16 protein-coding genes are annotated in these 15,790 nt (G+C 70.2%); 7 read left to right on the top strand and 9 right to left on the bottom strand.

The genetic code is table 11. The features are described 5' to 3' along the window. Both ABD340_RS09210 and ABD340_RS09205 read right to left on the bottom strand, forming a co-directional pair. A complete protein-coding gene (locus ABD340_RS09210) occupies window positions 1-597 on the bottom strand; it encodes a hypothetical protein (RefSeq protein ID WP_344588226.1) in 597 nt (198 codons plus the stop codon). Between the two features lie 52 nt (window positions 598-649). Further along, a complete protein-coding gene (locus ABD340_RS09205; RefSeq protein WP_344588225.1) occupies window positions 650-2,095 on the bottom strand; it encodes a multicopper oxidase family protein in 1,446 nt (481 codons plus the stop codon). A 383-nt stretch (window positions 2,096-2,478) separates the two neighbouring features. Here ABD340_RS09205 and ABD340_RS09200 point away from each other — a divergent pair, with 383 nt between their 5' ends. Further along, a complete protein-coding gene (locus ABD340_RS09200) occupies window positions 2,479-3,750 on the top strand; it encodes an aromatic ring-hydroxylating oxygenase subunit alpha (RefSeq protein WP_344588224.1) in 1,272 nt (423 codons plus the stop codon). 10 nt (window positions 3,751-3,760) lie between these two features. Then, the gene (locus tag ABD340_RS09195; RefSeq protein WP_344588223.1) at window positions 3,761-4,087 is read left to right on the top strand and encodes a hypothetical protein; all 327 of its coding nucleotides are present in this window, start codon (window positions 3,761-3,763) and stop codon (window positions 4,085-4,087) included. Window positions 4,088-4,106: 19 nt separating this feature from the next. Here the strand turns inward: ABD340_RS09195 and ABD340_RS09190 are convergent, their stop codons facing one another. After that, window positions 4,107-4,736 (bottom strand): TetR/AcrR family transcriptional regulator, encoded by a 630-nt coding sequence (locus ABD340_RS09190; RefSeq protein ID WP_344588222.1) that lies wholly within the window; start codon window positions 4,734-4,736, stop codon window positions 4,107-4,109. Window positions 4,737-4,841: 105 nt separating this feature from the next. Here ABD340_RS09190 and ABD340_RS09185 point away from each other — a divergent pair, with 105 nt between their 5' ends. From ABD340_RS09185 to ABD340_RS09170, 4 genes are read left to right on the top strand one after another with little or no spacing between them, the layout of a single operon-like run. After that, entirely contained in the window at window positions 4,842-6,242 is a 1,401-nt protein-coding gene (locus ABD340_RS09185) for a hypothetical protein (protein WP_344588221.1), read from the top strand. A gap of 5 nt (window positions 6,243-6,247) precedes the next feature. Further along, window positions 6,248-7,720, top strand: coding sequence for an acyl-CoA reductase (locus tag ABD340_RS09180; protein WP_344588220.1), 1,473 nt, complete (start codon window positions 6,248-6,250; stop codon window positions 7,718-7,720). 4 nt (window positions 7,721-7,724) lie between these two features. Beyond that, window positions 7,725-8,738, top strand: a complete 1,014-nt coding sequence (locus tag ABD340_RS09175; RefSeq protein ID WP_344588219.1) for an aldo/keto reductase — start codon at window positions 7,725-7,727, stop codon at window positions 8,736-8,738. Window positions 8,739-8,777: 39 nt separating this feature from the next. Continuing rightward, on the top strand, window positions 8,778-9,542 hold the full coding sequence (locus ABD340_RS09170; protein ID WP_344588218.1) for an SDR family NAD(P)-dependent oxidoreductase: 765 nt from the start codon (window positions 8,778-8,780) through the stop codon (window positions 9,540-9,542). 29 nt (window positions 9,543-9,571) lie between these two features. On the opposite strand, the gene ABD340_RS09165 is transcribed toward ABD340_RS09170, so the two are convergent. From ABD340_RS09165 to ABD340_RS09150, 4 genes are read right to left on the bottom strand one after another with little or no spacing between them, the layout of a single operon-like run. Further along, entirely contained in the window at window positions 9,572-10,336 is a 765-nt protein-coding gene (locus tag ABD340_RS09165) for an SDR family NAD(P)-dependent oxidoreductase (RefSeq protein ID WP_344588588.1), read from the bottom strand. After that, complete coding sequence (locus tag ABD340_RS09160) at window positions 10,336-11,178, bottom strand: enoyl-CoA hydratase-related protein (RefSeq protein WP_344588217.1); 843 nt, start codon at window positions 11,176-11,178, stop codon at window positions 10,336-10,338. Before ABD340_RS09160 ends, ABD340_RS09165 begins: the two co-directional genes overlap by 1 nt. A gap of 34 nt (window positions 11,179-11,212) precedes the next feature. Further along, window positions 11,213-11,641 (bottom strand): MaoC family dehydratase, encoded by a 429-nt coding sequence (locus ABD340_RS09155; protein ID WP_344588216.1) that lies wholly within the window; start codon window positions 11,639-11,641, stop codon window positions 11,213-11,215. Then, window positions 11,638-12,129: an FAS1-like dehydratase domain-containing protein gene (locus ABD340_RS09150; RefSeq protein ID WP_344588215.1), complete on the bottom strand. Its 492-nt coding sequence runs from the start codon at window positions 12,127-12,129 to the stop codon at window positions 11,638-11,640. Before ABD340_RS09150 ends, ABD340_RS09155 begins: the two co-directional genes overlap by 4 nt. Before the next feature lie 122 nt (window positions 12,130-12,251). Between ABD340_RS09150 and ABD340_RS09145 the strand changes: the two genes are divergently transcribed. Further along, complete coding sequence (locus tag ABD340_RS09145; protein WP_344588214.1) at window positions 12,252-13,394, top strand: acyl-CoA dehydrogenase family protein; 1,143 nt, start codon at window positions 12,252-12,254, stop codon at window positions 13,392-13,394. 24 nt (window positions 13,395-13,418) lie between these two features. Here ABD340_RS09145 and ABD340_RS09140 read toward each other — a convergent pair whose 3' ends face one another. Both ABD340_RS09140 and ABD340_RS09135 read right to left on the bottom strand, forming a co-directional pair. Then, window positions 13,419-14,543 (bottom strand): serine hydrolase domain-containing protein, encoded by a 1,125-nt coding sequence (locus ABD340_RS09140; RefSeq protein WP_344588213.1) that lies wholly within the window; start codon window positions 14,541-14,543, stop codon window positions 13,419-13,421. A gap of 71 nt (window positions 14,544-14,614) precedes the next feature. Beyond that, window positions 14,615-15,766 (bottom strand): acyl-CoA dehydrogenase family protein, encoded by a 1,152-nt coding sequence (locus ABD340_RS09135; RefSeq protein ID WP_344588212.1) that lies wholly within the window; start codon window positions 15,764-15,766, stop codon window positions 14,615-14,617. Window positions 15,767-15,790 lie beyond the last annotated feature (24 nt).

The raw sequence follows: 15,790 nt of genomic DNA, 5'->3' as shown, positions 1-15,790 counted from the left end.
TCAGCTCCAGAAACGACGGTGGGACGGGCCTGCGAGCAGATCGCCGAGGAAGAGGCGGCCGACGTGGTACTGGTACGGCATGAACACGGCGATCGCGACGCCCGAGCGGTGCTCCATGTCGACGACGACGGCCTCCAGGGTGCCCGGAGGAGCCTCGGCGTCCTTGTTCTGCCAGTCGGTCGACCTGCGGATCGTGACCTCTCGGGAAACCGCGGAGCCGGGCTCGCCCATCCGCACGTAGTACTCCAGGGCGCTGCTCCGCAGTTCCGCCGCGCGCCCGGCGATCGTCTTGGACATGTTCAGGAGCGCCGTGGTCACGGCGTCGTCGTCGTAGGCGTAGTCGACCTCGTAGTCGGCCAGCAGCTCCCGCGTGCCCGAGGCGTCCGTCATCATCCCGGTCGCGTTCTTCATGTGCTGGTCGGGGCCCATCGCCAGCTTCGACTCGACGTCCTGGAGGAGCCCCTTCAGCATCGTCCCGAAGTCCTCGCGGACCTCGGGGGCCAGGCCGCCGCCCCCGAGGAACCCGAGGTCGAGCTCCCCGAGGGGGTCGGGAAAGGTCGGGTCGAAGCCCTCTGTCGCCGCACGCCAATTGATCATGGGCATGGGATCCTATTGGCCCCCGCCGTCATTCCTCGTGGGTTCGGCGAGATCAGCCGTGCCGGTGGTGGGTCATGCCGGAGAGCTGCGTCGGGACCTGGCTTTCGGTGCCGGGTTCGACGACGAGGAACTGGCCCATCATGCCCTGGTCCTCGTGGCGGAGGATGTGGCAGTGGTACATGTACGGGTTGGCCGGATCGGCGTGCTCGCCGAACGTGACCGCGAGCCTGAGCTTGCCGTTCGCATGGACGAAGACGGTGTCCTTGAGGCCGCGGAGCTGCGGGAAGGGCGGCGCCCCGTCGACGTCCAGAACGCTGAACCCGACCCCGTGGATGTGGAAGGTGTGGGCGAAGGCGGTGTTGTGGACCTCCCAGATCTCGGTGGCGCCGGCGGGCACGACCTCGTCGATGCGGGCCATGTCCATGGTCCGGCCGTTGATCTCGAGGCCGCCCAGGACGAATCTGCGGACGCGGGCGCCGGGCGGCGGCTCGATCGGCCCGCTGTCGGACAGCCGTGACGGCATCGGGGCCGCGGGAGCGAGCCGTCCGGCCGCCGCGATCGCCAGCAGGTCGAAGTCGCCCTTCTCGATGGGGGCGGCACCCTTGTGGCGTTCGCCGACGCTGTTGAGCGTCACCCGGTCGCCCGGGGCGAAGTCGACCAGCACCTCCGCCCGCTCGCCCGGGCTGAGCTTCACCCGGCCGACCTCCAGCGGCGCGCGGAGCAGGCCGACGTCGGTGGCGATCAGGTGGAACCGGCGCCCGTCGCCGAATCCGACCTGGTACACGCGGGAGCCGGAGGCGTTCAGCAGCCGGAACCGCACCCGCGCGGCCCTGACCCGCAGGACGGGTTCGTACGTGCCGTTGACCAGGATCGAGTCGCCGGTGAATCCGAACCTGCCGCGGGTCACGGCGCTCTCGTCCAGTGACCCGTCGGGGCGGAACGTCGGGTCCTGGATGATCAGCGGGATGTCGTCCACACCGTAGGCGCGGGGGAGGTCGGGCGCGTCCCGGTCGTCGATGATGAACATTCCGGCGATGCCGCGGTAGACGTGCAGGGCGGTGCGGCCATGAGGGTGCGGGTGGTACCAGGTGCTGGCGGCGGGCTGGTCGATGGTCCATTCCGGTGACCAGACCCCGCGTGGGGCGATGAGCTGGTGCGGGCCGCCGTCCATCGGCGCGGGCACCCGCATGCCGTGCCAGTGCAGCGACGTCGCCTCGTCGACTCGGTTGGCGACCCGGATCGCCACCCGGTCGCCGCGCGAGGCGCGCAGGGTCGGGCCGAGGTAGGAGCCGTTGACCCCCCAGGTCGCCGCCTTCTTGCCGGGGAGGAACTCGGTCCGTCCGGCCCGCAGGTTCAGGTGGAACCGGCGCACGCCGTCCGAGCTGCGGCGCGGGCGCAGGAGCGGCGGGATCTTGAGCGGATTCTCCGGCGCGGAGACCCCGGGAGAGCCCGGCCCGCACCCGACGGCCAGACCGGCCAGACCTGCGACTGCAAGCATTTGTCGGCGTTTCATGCGGTCTCCGGCACGCTAGGAAGATCAACACTTCGCTCAGTTGTCATGACCCCGCAGGGCAGACGTTCCATGAAATGTGGGAGTCCCCCGGTTCATCTCACGGTGACGATCTCGTGCCTGGACAGTAAGTAAACGATTTCGGATACTTGTGGACGGCGGAGCCGCCACGGCCGGTCGCCCGCTTCCCGTCGTCCAGCAGGGCCGCCACCACCACGCGCGAGCCGTTCTAGAGGCACATCGAGCCCTGGGGCTCCTGGGTCGCCGCACGACGGTAACGGCATTCTCGTTTTTGAGATTCAGGCTTGCGAATGTTTACGGATGCGTCTACTTTCGTCTGTGGCAGGGCGCATCACCTCGGAGGCAGACCCATGGCGCACTTCACCAAGCCCGTCGAGGGCAGCTGGACCGATCACTACCCGCACCTGCGGAAGACACCGACCGACTACGAGGACTCGATCTCGCCCGAGTACTACGAACTCGAGCGCAAGGCGGTGTTCGCCAAGACCTGGCTGAACGTGGGACGCGTCGAGCGGCTGCCCCGCACCGGGTCCTACTTCACCCGGGAGATCCACGTCCTCAACACCTCGATCATCATCGTCCGGTCGGCGGACGGGGAGGTGCGCGCCTTCCACAACGTCTGCCGGCACCGCGGGAACAAGCTGGTGTGGCAGGACTTCCCAGGTGAGGAGGTGCGCGGCACGGTGCGCCAGTTCACCTGCAAGTACCACGGCTGGCGCTACGGCCTGGACGGCGCGTGCACCTTCGTGCAGCAGGAGGGCGAGTTCTTCGGCCTCGACAAGAAGGACTACGGGCTGGCCCCGGTGCACTGCCAGGTTTGGGAGGGCTGGATCTTCGTCAACTTCGACCGCGAGTCGACGCCGCGGCCGCTCAGGGAGTACCTGGGTGAGTACGGCGCCGGGATGGAGGGCTACCCGTTCCACGAGATGACGCAGGTGCACGAGTACCGCGCCGAGATCGGGGCCAACTGGAAGCTCTACATCGACGCGTTCACCGAGTTCTACCACGCACCCGTCCTGCACCAGAAGCAGGCGGTCCCAGACGAGTCGATGAAGCTCCAGCAGGTCGGCTACGAGGCCCTGCACTATGGGATCGACGGCCCGCACGGCGTCGTCTCCTCGTGGGGCGGCATGGCGCCGCCAAAGGACGAGAAGATGGTCAAGCCGATCGAGCGCAAGCTGCGCAGCGGACTGTTCGGCCCGTGGGACCCGCCGATCGACATCGACCTGCCACCGGCCGCCAACCCGGCACGGCACAAGGCGTGGGGAATGGACTCGTTCCTGTTCTACCCCAACTGGATGCTGCTGATCTGGAAGCCGGGCTGGGTGCTGACCTATCACTACTGGCCGACGTCCTACAACACCCACATTTTTGAAGGCACCTGCTATTTCGTGCCGCCGAAGAACGCCTGGGAACGCGTCCAGCAGGAACTGGCCGTGGTCTCGTTCAAGGAGTACGGGCTGCAGGACGCCAACACCCTTGAGGCGACCCAGACGATGCTCGAATCCCGCGCCGTGACGGAGTTTCCGCTGAACGACCAGGAGGTCCTGCTACGGCATCTGCACCAGACGACCGAGCAGTACGTGGCCGACTACCGCGAGAAGCACCCCGAGAAGCAGTAGGAGAACGACGATGGCCGTGTTCCCGAAGCAGTTCGCCGACCTGGAGCCGTTCGCCGACTGGGCGGTTCAGGGCGAGAAGGCGCGTTACGAAAAGCGCTTCAACAGCACGATGGTGGAAATGCAGGCGTTCTATGACGCCGCGTTCCCGCGCCTGGACGACGCCAAGGCCCACCTCGAAAAGGTGTCCCTCGACGGCATCAGCGAGGAGGACAAGCGCCTCACCTGGCTGTTCTGTGCCCTGTGCACCGTGTCGTTCCCGGTCGAGGTATGGCGGCAGCCGCGGGTGCCCGACTCGGGTCCGTCCGCGATCGACGCGGTGCTCGAGCCTGCCGTCTAGGGGGGTGCGCCACCACCGCTCAGCGCGTCCGGACACCGTCCAGGAACAGCGCGACGGCGTGTTCGAGGTGGCGCTCCTCGTCGTCCGGATCCCGGCGCAGCCCGAACGCGGCCAGCATGGCCGGGAATCCGGACACCATCGCCAGGAACTGCTCGGCGGCGAGCTCGGGGTCGTCGACGACGACGGTGCCGGCGAGCGCGTGCCGTTCGAGCACCTCGACGACCGATCGCAGCCGCGGCGACCACGTCATCGAATGCGCGGCCTCGGCGAACTCGGGAAAGTGGTGCGCCTCGCCCATCGCGATGCGGGTCAACCTCGCCACCTGCGGATCGACGGCCCGCGCGACGGCGGTCCGGGCGATCGCGAGCAGCGCGGCGGGCAGGTCCGCACCCGCGTCGTCGAGCCGGGGCTCGTCCCAGTTCAGGGTCGACATCGCCCACGGCAGCACCTTGGCGAACAGCTCTCGCTTGTCCGGATACTTCGCGTAGAGCGTGCGCTTGCTGATGCCCGCGGCGCGGGCGATCTGCTCCATCGTGGCGCCGTCGAAGCCGCGCTCGGAGAACACCTCCAGCGCCGCCTCGCGCAGGCGCTGTTCCAGTTCGATGGCCTCGGCGCGCGTGGGGCGGCCGGTCCGGAGGTGCTGTCCCATGGCATGAATTATCGCTTCCGCTCGGAGGCCGGCGTGCCGGGGCTCGGCCCGTTGACCAAAAGTAAACGCGATCGTACACTTCCCTCGAAACCCCGGGAGGGACCCATGGGCACCACCGCACAGCCGGTCGCACTCGACGCGGATGACGTCGCCGCGTGGACGGAACGCTCACACGAGGAGCTGTTCGGGCTGTCCCGCGACGTCGTGGAGCCGCTCCAGCAAGAGGTGCTGCGAAAGCGGTTCGCGACATTGCGCCCGAACGTCGAGGCGCTGGGAAAGCTCGCCGAACGCCAGGGCGTGGACGGGATCGACACGCTGGACGACGTCATCCCGGTCATGTTCGACCACAGGGTCTACAAGAGCTATCCGCTCAGCCTGATCGAGAAGCGGCGGTTCGACCGCCTGACCGCGTGGCTGAACCGGCTGACCACCCACGACCTGCTGCGGGTGCCGCTGGACGGCCTGCCCTCCGTCGACGACTGGCTCGCCCGCCTCGACGAGCACGGCATGATCATCGGTCACTCCACCGGCACGACCGGCAAGCTGAGCTTCATCCCCCGGTCCCGGGTCGAATGGCCGGCGTGGCGCAACGCGCACTTCCTCGCGATGCGGGCCGCGCTCGGCGTCGACGTCCGCCAGGTGCGGATCCCGTCGTTCTCCGCCGGCCACCGCACCGGCCACCAGATGATGGCGAAGATGAGCCGGCTGATGGCGGAGGCGCAGGCCGGCGGTGACGCGGCGCGCCATACCCTCCACGACTATCCGCTGTCGTCGGACCTGCTGTCGCTCGCCGGCCGCCTGCAGGCCGCCGAGGAGCGCGGCGAGCTGGACGAACTGGAGCTCGACCCGGAGATCCTGGAGCGGCACCGGCGGCTCATCGAGGCCGCCCGGCACCGCGACGAGGATCTGCAGAAGTGGTTCGCCAGGCTCGCCGAGGAGTTCCGCGGGAAGCGGGTGCGCATCGGCGGCACGTCGGCCGACCTCGTCCGCCTCGCGCTCAAGGGCCGCGAGCAGGGCGTCATGTGCGAGTTCGCCGCCGGCTCGGTGCTGACGGCGGGCGGCGGTTTCAAGGGCTTCAAGGACGCCCCGGCGGACTGGCAGGATCTGCTCAAGGACTTCTTCGGCATCGACCGCGTGACCAGCATGTACGGGATGTCCGAATGCATGGGCACCGCGCCGAAGTGCACGGCGGAGTACTACCACTTCCTGCCCTACACCGTCCCGATCGTGCTGGACGAGGACGCCCGGCCGCTACCGCGCGAGGGGGTGCAGACCGGCCGGCTCGCGCTGTTCGACCTGCTGGCCGAGACGTACTGGGGCGGCTTCATCTCCGGCGACCGGGTCACGGTCCACTGGGACGAGGCGTGCGAGTGCGGCTGGGGAGGCCCCCGGGTGGCCGACGACATCGCGCGGTTCTCCGAGCTGGAGGGCGGCGACGACAAGATCACCTGCGCCGGCACGGCGAAGGCGTACACCGACTTCATGGACTACGTGGGCGGAGCGTGACGCCGATGTCCCCGACCATCGCCCCGGAGACGGCGACCGCGCTCGACATCCCGATCGTGATCCGCGGGCGCGTCATCGAACCGGGTGACGACGCGATCCTGTTCGGGGGCCGCGCCGGCGCCTCCTTCCGGCAGGCCGATCCGCGCGGGTACGCCCGCGAGCTGGTGCTCGCCGACCCCGGCGGCCTGCGCGACCTGCACCGCACGCCGATCGACGAGATCATCGACTTCCTCGGCGAGCTCGGGAAGCGCCTCACGCTCGACAACCCGCTGATGCGGAAGGCCTTCGAGCTCGCGCTCGAGGCCGGGGACATGACCGCGCCGGTGCTCCGCCCGATCTACGAGCGCTTCCCGGCCATGTTCGCCCCGGACCGGCTGAGCGCGCAGATCGACGCCAAGGTCGGCAAGGACTACCTGGACGGATGGGTCGAGCAGGGCGGGCCCGGCCGCTCCCTGGTCCGCATCCGCGCCGTCGGGACCCGGCAGCTGCACATCATCGCCGGCAACGTCCCGGTCACGGCCGGCATCACGATCATCCGCGGCGCGCTGACCAAGGGCGACACGCTGATCAAGACGCCGTCGAACGACCCGTTCACCGCCGCGGCGATCATCCGCACCATGGTGGACATGGCCCCGGACCACCCGGTCACCAGGCACTTCGCCGTCGCCTACTGGAAGGGCGGCGACGAGGAGGTCGAGCGGCAGGTGATCACGCCGAACCGGATCGAGAAGCTCACCGCCTGGGGCGGGACGGCGTCGATGACCCACGTCCAGAAGTACCTCGTCCCCGGCATCGAGCTCATCGCCATGAACCCGAAGCTGTCGATCTCCATCGTCGGGCACGAGGCGCTCGAGGGCGGGGAGCCGATGAGACGCGCCGCGGCCGGCGTCGCCCGGATGGCCGGGCACATGAACCAGACCGCCTGCGCCAGCACCCGGGTCGTCTACGTCGAGTGCGACGACGACGAGGCCGACCTGGCCCGCCTCGAAGAGTTCGGCCACGCGGTCCACCGGGCGTTCCTCGACCTGCCGCCGCACGAGTCGACGGCGCCGAAGCGGCCGGATCCCGAGCTGGCGGACGAGCTGCGCGCGATCGCCCTCGACGACGAGTTCTACCGGGTCATCGGGGACACCTCCAGCGCCGGTGTCGTCGTCTCCCGCACGGTGGACGAGCCGGTCGAGTTCGCCCGGCGGCTGAACAACCGCATCGTCAACCTCGTCCCGGTCCCGGACATCACGAAGGTTCCGCGCTGGGTGAGCGAGGAGACGCAGACGGTCGGGATCTTCCCCGAAGCGCTCCGGGAGCGGTTGCGGGACGAACTCGCCCTCCACGGCGTCCAGCGCACGCAGCCGATCGACCGGTCCGTGCAGATGGACGACCTCGACCCCGCCCAGACCGTCCGGATGCCGCACGACGGCACCGAGCCGTTCCGGCGTTCGGTCCGCTGGGTCGCCGACACGTCGGCCGGGCCGGTCTAGCGCGATGGAGGTACGCCGACTCGGCCGCAGCGGCCTGTACGTCTCCGAGCTCGCGCTCGGCGCGATGACCTTCGGCATGAAGGACTGGGGGTGCGACGAGGATACGGCGGTCCGCCTCGTCGACCGCTACCTGGACGCCGGTGGCAACTTCCTCGACACCGCCGACGGCTACCCCGGGTCCGAGGAGATCTGCGGGCGCGCGCTCAAGGGGAAGCGCGCGCAGGTCGTCCTCGCCACCAAGTTCGGGATGCCGGTGGGCCGCGGCCCGCACGACCGCGGCGCGAGCCGCATCCACATCCGCCGGGCCTGCGAGGAGAGCCTGCGCCGGCTGGACACCGACCACATCGACCTTTACCAGGTGCACGTCGATGACGAGGCGACCCCCCTGGAGGAGACCGTCAGCGCGATCGACGATCTCGTCCGTGCCGGGAAGGTCCTCTACGCGGGCGCGTCCAACCTGCGCGCCTACCGTCTGATGAAGGCGCTCGCGATCAGCGACCGGGCCGGCGCGGCGCGGTTCGTGTCCTTCCAGGGCCAGTACAACCTGATCGTCCGCACCCTGGAGCGCGAGCACTTCGACCTCTTCGCCGAGGAGGGCCTCGGGTTCATCAGCTGGAGCCCGCTGGCGGCGGGGATGCTGACCGGAAAGCTGCGGCCGGGCACCGGGACGGCCGCGACACGCCTGTCGCAGCGAGAGGTCGTGTTCGACTCGCTGGTCAAGAACGACCGGGGCTTCGGCATCGTCGACATCGTCCGGGACGCCGCCCGCCGAGCCGGATGCACGCCGGCGCAGCTCGCGCTGGCGTGGCAGCGCACGAGGCCGGTGACCGCGGCCATCATCGGCGCCCGGACGATGCCGCAACTGGAGGACAACCTCGGTTCGCTCAACGTGGAGATTCCACCCGAGGTTCAGGAGGAGCTCGACAGGGTCACCGCTCCGCCACCCGAATACCCCGGCGCCTTCATCGACATCTTCCAAGGCTGGCTGCGCGGCGGCACCCGCACCTTGCTGACCTGATCACGGCCGACCTGATCCCGCCGCACGAGAGGAACCGCTATGGCACAGCCCCCCGAGGAGAAGGCCGGTATCGTCACGGGCGCCGCGTCGGGCATCGGGCTCGCGATCGCCGAACGGCTGGCGCGCGACGGCGTGCGGACCGCGCTGTTCGACCTCGACGGCGACGAGGCCGAGTCGGCCGCGGCGAAGATCCGCGGCGCCGGCGGCCGGGCGCTGGCGGTCCGCGTCGACGTCGCGGACCCCGACGGCGTCGCCCGCGGTGTCGATCGCGTCCGCGAGCACTTCGGGCCCGTCACGATCCTGGTGAACAACGCCGGCAAGGAGGGGTTCCGCCGCTTCCTGGACATCACCCCGGAGCAGTGGGACGAGATGCTCGCCGTCAACCTGACCGGGACGTTCCACTGCTGCCGGCTCGTCCTGCCCGACATGATCGCGGCCGGGTGGGGGCGCATCGTCAACATCTCCTCCTCCAGCACCCACGGCGGCCAGCAGTACATGGCGCACTACGTCGCCTCGAAGACCGGAATGGTCGGCCTGACCAAGTCGCTCGCGCTCGAGTTCGGCCCCTCGGGCGTCACCGTGAACACGATCCCGCCCGGATTCATCGACACCCCGATGACGCGGCGCAACGACGCGCGGGGACGGCTCGGACCGGGCGGCATCGAAGAGGCGATCGCGCGGACCCCGGTGCGCCGCGCCGGCAGGCCGGAGGACATCGCGGCGGCCTGCGCCTTCCTCGTCTCGGACGAGGCGGGCTACGTCACGGGCCAGGTCTTCGGCGTCAACGGCGGCCGCAACACCTGAAGGGAGACGATGAAGGCGCCCGCGTGGTCTCAGGCCAGGAGTGTCCTGCCGCCGCAGAGCATCAGGGTCGCGCCCGTGAGGTAGGCCATGTCGTCGCTGACCAGGGCCGCGACGGCGCGTCCGATGTCCTGCTCGGGATCGCCCATCCGGCCCAGCGGAATCCCCGCGACGAAGCGCTCGAAACGCTCCGGGTCGGCGTCGCGGAACGTGTCCGCGGCCGGGGAGAAAGCCGCGGGACAGACCGTGTTGACCCGGATTCCGTACCGTCCCCACTCGCGTGCCGCCGTCCGCGTCAGCCCTCGGATCGCCTCCTTGGCCATCGCGTACGAGCCGAACGCGGGGTCGCCCTGCACCGCTGTGGAGGACCCGAAGTTGACGATGCTCCCGCCTTCCGCGCGCAGGTGGGGCAGCGCCGCGCGCATGGCGCGGAAGGTCGCCAGCGGGCCGGTCCGGTAGGCGAGGTCGATATCGTCTTCGCCGGTGTCCTTCAGCAGTCGCTGGACCGAGGACTGCGCGTTGTTGACCAGGACGTCGAGCCTGCCGAAGACCGCCACGCACTCGGCCACCATCAGTTCGACGTCCTCGCGCCGCCCCACGTCGCCGACGACGGGATGCGCCTTGGCCCCGCGGTCGGCGATCTCCACCGCGACCGAGCGGAGCTTGCTCTCCGTACGCCCGGTGAGGACGACCGCCGCGCCCTCTCGTGCCAGCGCGAGCGCCACGCCACGCCCCACGCCCTGTCCCGCCCCGGTGACGAGAGCGACCTTTCCCTCCAATCGCGATGTTTCGCTCATCATGTCGGGTCGTCCGCCTCTCCCAAGCCGGAGAACCGGGGGGGCCTTCGTTCGATGAAGCTGCGCACGCCCTCGCGGTAGTCGGGGGCCTTTCTGGCCTCCAGCAGCAGCGACCTGGCCTCCTGGTTGCCCTCGGCGAAGCCTCGGGCCTGGTCGTCCCGCAGCTGGCGTTTGATCAGGGACATGGCGTACGGGCTGCACTGGCGGGCCAGCTCGCTCGCGTACTCCAGTGCCGTCGCCAGCAGGTCCTCCGGCTCCACCAGGCGGTTGACCAGTCCCATCTCCAGAGCCTCGGTGCCGGCCACCGGCCGGGAGGACAGCAGCAGGTCGCTCGCGTGCCCGTACCCCACGACGCGCGGCAGGATCCACGCGACGCCGTCCTCGGCGACCAGCCCGCGGCGGCTGAACGCGGCGGCGAACTTCGCCCCCGGCACGGCGAAGCGAACGTCGCACATCAGCGCCTGGTTGAACCCGATGCCGGCGCAGGCGCCGTTCACCGCCGCGATCACGGGCTTGGGGCAGCCGATCGGCCGTGTTCGCGGCGGAAGCCGGTCGGTCGGGTAGGACCCTGCCCCTGAAGAGGTCGCGTCCAGCACCTTCATGTCCAAGCCCGGGCAGAAGCTGCGACCGGCGCCGGTGAGCACCACGGCCCGTACATCCGGGTCGGTCTCGGCGCGGTCGAACAGCTCGTTGTAGAGCAGTTCCATGTCCAGCGTCCACGCATTGTGACGCTCCGGCCGGTTGAGGGTCAGCACGAGCACGCCGTCATCGGTCTGCTCGCTGAGGATGACCGGGGCCTCACCGGTGCCCTGGGGTTCCGTCTCGGATCGGGTCTTCGTCATCGTCGTCCCCGCACTTCGTCGTCCCTGCGCCGGCTCAGGCCGGCCCGTCGAGCTTGGCCGCCGCCGTCCCCGAGACCACCACGACCCCGTCCTGGTTGACGGTCCGGAGTGATATCGCGGCCACGGCGCCGTGTTCGCCGGCCACGACCTCCGCCACGGTCGCGGTGACGGTGAGCGTGTCGCCGGGCCATACCTGGGCCTTGAAGCGGACACCGAACCGCACCAGGTTCTCCCTGCCGAACCACTCGGTGAGCACGCGGCCCGTCATGCCCATCGTCAGCATCCCGTGCGCGAACACCCCCGGGTATCCGGCGCTCTCCACCGCGAACTCCCGGTCGGTGTGCAGCGGGTTGAAGTCGCCGGACGCCCCGGCGTACTGCACGATCTGCGTGCGCTTGAGGTCGGCCACGACGACGCGCTCGCGGGTCTCCCCCGCCTTGATCTCGTCCATCCGAAGGGTCATCGGTTGCTCTCCTGCCCGCCGCCGGCGGACGGACCGGTCACGGGGCCCTCCGGCACCACGCCCACCGACCGGGCGGTGACCACGAGCGCGCCGCCGGCGCCCCTGTACTCGGTGACGGTCTCGGTGAAACGCAACCGCCCGGCCCGGCCGTTCTTCTCCCAGGTGCGTCCCGGCCGGGTCTCGGCCGTCAGCACATCACCCGCCCGCACCGGCCGGTGGTACTCGAAGTGCTGCTCCGCGTGCAGCCCGCCGCCGCCTTCCCTGGCCGTCCCCGGACCCGCGCCGGAGCCGAACCACTCCTCGCCGGGTCTGGGCCGCAGCGGATAGTCGTCGTCGAAGTGCGCCGAGGCCATGACGAAGGTCGGCGGCGCGACCGCCCGCCCGTCCGGATCGGTCAGCACGGCCTGGTAGGCCGGATCGTCGTCGCCGATGGAGCGGGCGAACGCGAGCATGTGGCCCGGCTCGATCGGGAGCCTGATCACCGGCATGGTCCCGGGTCCTTTCCAGCGGGGGATCTTCTAATTATTTAGCTATATACACTAATCTATCGTCAACCTCCACGGGCCGGACGCCGTGGAGGCCGATCCCCGACCGGCCCGGAGGCAGGCACATGCGCCGAACGATCTTCACCGAGCAACACGACCTGTTCCGCCAGACCGCCCGCGCCTACTTCGAACGCGAATGCGCCCCCAACACCGAGGAATGGGAGCGCCAGGGCCGGGTCGACCGGGAGGCCTGGACCGCGGCGGGCAAGGCCGGCCTGATCGGCTGGGAGTTCCCCGAGCAGTACGGCGGCCAGGGCCTGCGGGACTTCCGCTACAACGCGATCATGGCCGAGGAGATGGCCGCCACCGGATCGGTCGGCATCGGACTGGGCCTGCAGAACGACGTCATCCCCCCGTACCTGATGAACCTCACCACCGACGAGCAGAAGGCCCGCTGGCTGCCCGGCGTCGTCAGCGGCGAGACCATCTGCGCCCTCGCGCTCTCCGAACCCGGCGCGGGGTCGGACCTGAAGGGCATCCGCACCACCGCCCGCCGCGACGGCGACCACTGGGTCGTCGACGGCTCCAAGACCTTCATCACCAACGGGATCCTGGCCGACCTGGCCGTGGTCGCCTGCAAGACCGACCCCGGCGCGGGGCACAAGGGCATCAGCCTGATCGTCGTCGAGCGCGGCGCCGAAGGCTTCGAACGCGGCCGCACGCTCGACAAGATCGGCATGAAGGCCCAGGACACCGCCGAGCTGTTCTTCCGGGGCGTCCGGGTCCCCGCCCAGAACCTGATCGGGCAGGAGAACCGCGGTTTCTACCACATGATGGGGAACCTGCCGACCGAGCGCCTGGCCATCGCGGTGGCCTCGCTCGCCGCCGCCGAACGCGCCCTCGCCGTCACCCTGCGATACGCGGGCGAGCGCACCGCCTTCGGGCAGCCGATCGGCACCTTCCAGGCCAACCGGTTCGCGCTCGCCGACGCGCGCGCCAAACTCGACGCGGCCCGGGTCTACGTCGACGGCTGCACCATGGCCCTGGTGGAGGGGCACCTCACCGCCGAGGACGCGGCGGCGGCCAAGTACTGGACCTCGGAGACCGCGTGGGAGGTCATCGACCGCTGCATGCAGCTGTTCGGCGGCTACGGCTACATCAACGACTACGAGATCGCCCGCATCTGGCGCGACAACCGCGTCCAGCGCGTCTTCGGCGGAACCTCCGAGATCATGCAAGAGATCATCGGCCGCTCGCTGGGCCTGTGACCGGCCCCAGCCTCCCCTGACCGCTCAGAGGAGGTCGGCCGCCAGGTTGGCGACGTTGGTGAGCAAGGCCGTTCCGCGGCGCGAGAGGTCGTAGCCGGCCAGCGGATAGCCGTTGCACAGCCATGCGAAGGACAGGCCCGTCTCCGGGTCCATGAAGGCCAGTTGGTAGGCGGCGCCGCTGTTCCCGTAGAGCGCGGCCGATCCGGTCGAGGGAAGGTTGCCGCCGGCGTCCGGGCCGGCGACCGTCACGAACAGGCCCATCCCGACCCGCTTGCTGCCGCCGCCGTAGAGTTCGTCGCCGGCCGGGCGTTCGGCGAAGCGCATCCGCCTTCCTTCGGCCACCGCTTCGCGCCGCCACAGCCCGGAGTGCTCCATGGCCTGGTAGAACAGCGCGACGTCCGCGGCCGTGCCCACGAGCGAGTGGCTGGGTTCGCCCGCGGCCAGCACCTCGGGGTCGGACAGGTACCAGGGGCCCCACGGGTCGGCCTCCTGATCCTCGCTGGTGCGGTCGGTGGCGATCATCGGGGCGACGGTGGCCGCCTGGCGCTCCACCGGCACCCCGAGTTCGAGGCCGCCAAGCCCGAGCGGCCCGGCGACGTGCTCGTGCAGGTAGTCCCGGAACGCCTGGCCGGTGCGCCGTTCGACGATCTCGGCGATCAGCCATGCGGCCGAGGTCAGGTGGAACTGGAACCGGGTGCCGGGCGGGTGGTCCAGCCGCCACCGGCCGAAGGCGGCGAGCCGGCGGCCGCGGTCGCACATCTTCGGGTGGCCGAGCGGGGCGAACGGGAAACCGGCGGTGTGGGTAAGGACGTGCTCGACCGTGACCGCCTCCTTCCCGTTCGGCGCGAACTCGGGGATGATCTCGGCGATGCGCTCGTCGAGCCGCAGCGCCCCCTCCCCCAGCAGCTTCCACACGACGCCGGCCACCACGGACCGGCCGACCGACTGCAGGACGTACCGGGTGCCGGGATCGGCGTCGCCCCACGTCTCGAAGGCCACCAGGCGCCCTTCGCGGGCGACGGCCAGCTGGGCCGACGGCAGCGGCCCTCGCTCGACCTCCAACCTGACCCGGCTCAGCAGCACCTCGAGCTTGCCGGGGTCGACGCCCGCGGCCGCCGGATCGGCGATCGAACGGTCGATCGGGTCCATCGTGGTCCACCTTCCTGGGGCAGCCCGTGGTGTCAGCCCGTGGTGTCAGCCTGTGGTGTCAGCCCGTGGTGTCAGTACGTGCGCAGGCCCATGCTGCGGGCGATCCCGTTGCGCTGGATCTGGCTGGTGCCCCCCGAGATCGTCGCGACGATCGACTCGCGGTAGCGGAAACTCATGACGCTCTCGGTGGAGAAGCCGTGGCCGGCGCACACCTGCATGCCCAGCCGCGCCGCGTTGACGTAGGTCTCCGACCCCTTCAGCTTGGCCATCGAGCCCTCACGGGTGCACGGCTCGCCCTGGCCCAGCAGCCAGGCGGCCCGGTAGGCGAGCAGGCGCGCGGAGTCGATCTCGGTCTGCAGGTCGGCCATGGCGTGCGCCAGGGACTGGAAGTTGCCGATGGGCCGGCCGAAGGCGTGCCGGTCGCGGGAGTAGGCCAGCATCTCGTCCAGCGTGGCCTGCGCCGCGCCCAGGTAGCCGCCGGAGATGATGACCTTCTCCAGTTCGATGTTGGACAGCATCACCTTCCAGCCCTCGTCCTGCGGCCCGACCAGGTTCTCCTTCGGGACGACCACGTCGTTGAAGAAGATCTCGTTGGTGCCCAGGATGTGCCGCGCCAGCGTGGGCGTGCGCCTGATCTCGACGCCCGCCGCAGCGGGGTCGACCAGGAGCAGGCTGATCCCGCCGTGCTTGGGCTCGCGGGCGCCGGTGCGCACGTACGTCGCGATCGTGGTGTCCGGCAGCCCGCCGCCGGTGCACCACGCCTTCTGCCCGTTGACCAGGAAGTGGTCGCCCTGGTCGTCGGCCTGGGTGCGGAGCGCGGCGGCGTCCGAGCCGGTGTCGGGCTCGCTGAGGCCGACGGCGAGGCGGTGCCGCCCGGTCATCACCCGGTCGCGGATGAAGGCGCGCTGCGCCTCGGTGCCCCAGCGGAACACGGTCAGCCCGGGGATCAGCACGCCGATGTAGCACATCGCGACGTCGAAGCTCGCCCGGCCCAGCTCCTCCGCGATGAGGATCAGCTCCAGCGGGCCGCCGCCGTCGCCGCCCTCCTCCTCGGCGAAGGGGAGCGCGAACCAGCCGAGGTCGGCCATGCCCTGGAAGAGCTCGGGCGGGGCGGTCGACCGCTCGTCCCACTCCTTGGCCCGCTCGGCCGGGCAGACATCGGCGACGAACCGGCGCGCGGTCGCGCGCAACAGCTCCTGCTCGTCGGTCAGAGCGAAGTCCACGATGCACTCCCACTTTCCACAAAG

Origin of the sequence: Actinomadura vinacea, from assembly GCF_039532545.1 — a bacterium.
Classification (GTDB): Bacteria; Actinomycetota; Actinomycetes; order Streptosporangiales; family Streptosporangiaceae; genus Spirillospora; species Spirillospora vinacea.
The sequence above is the reverse complement of the archived record's forward strand: the minus strand, read 5'-3'. Positions and strand labels throughout refer to the sequence as shown.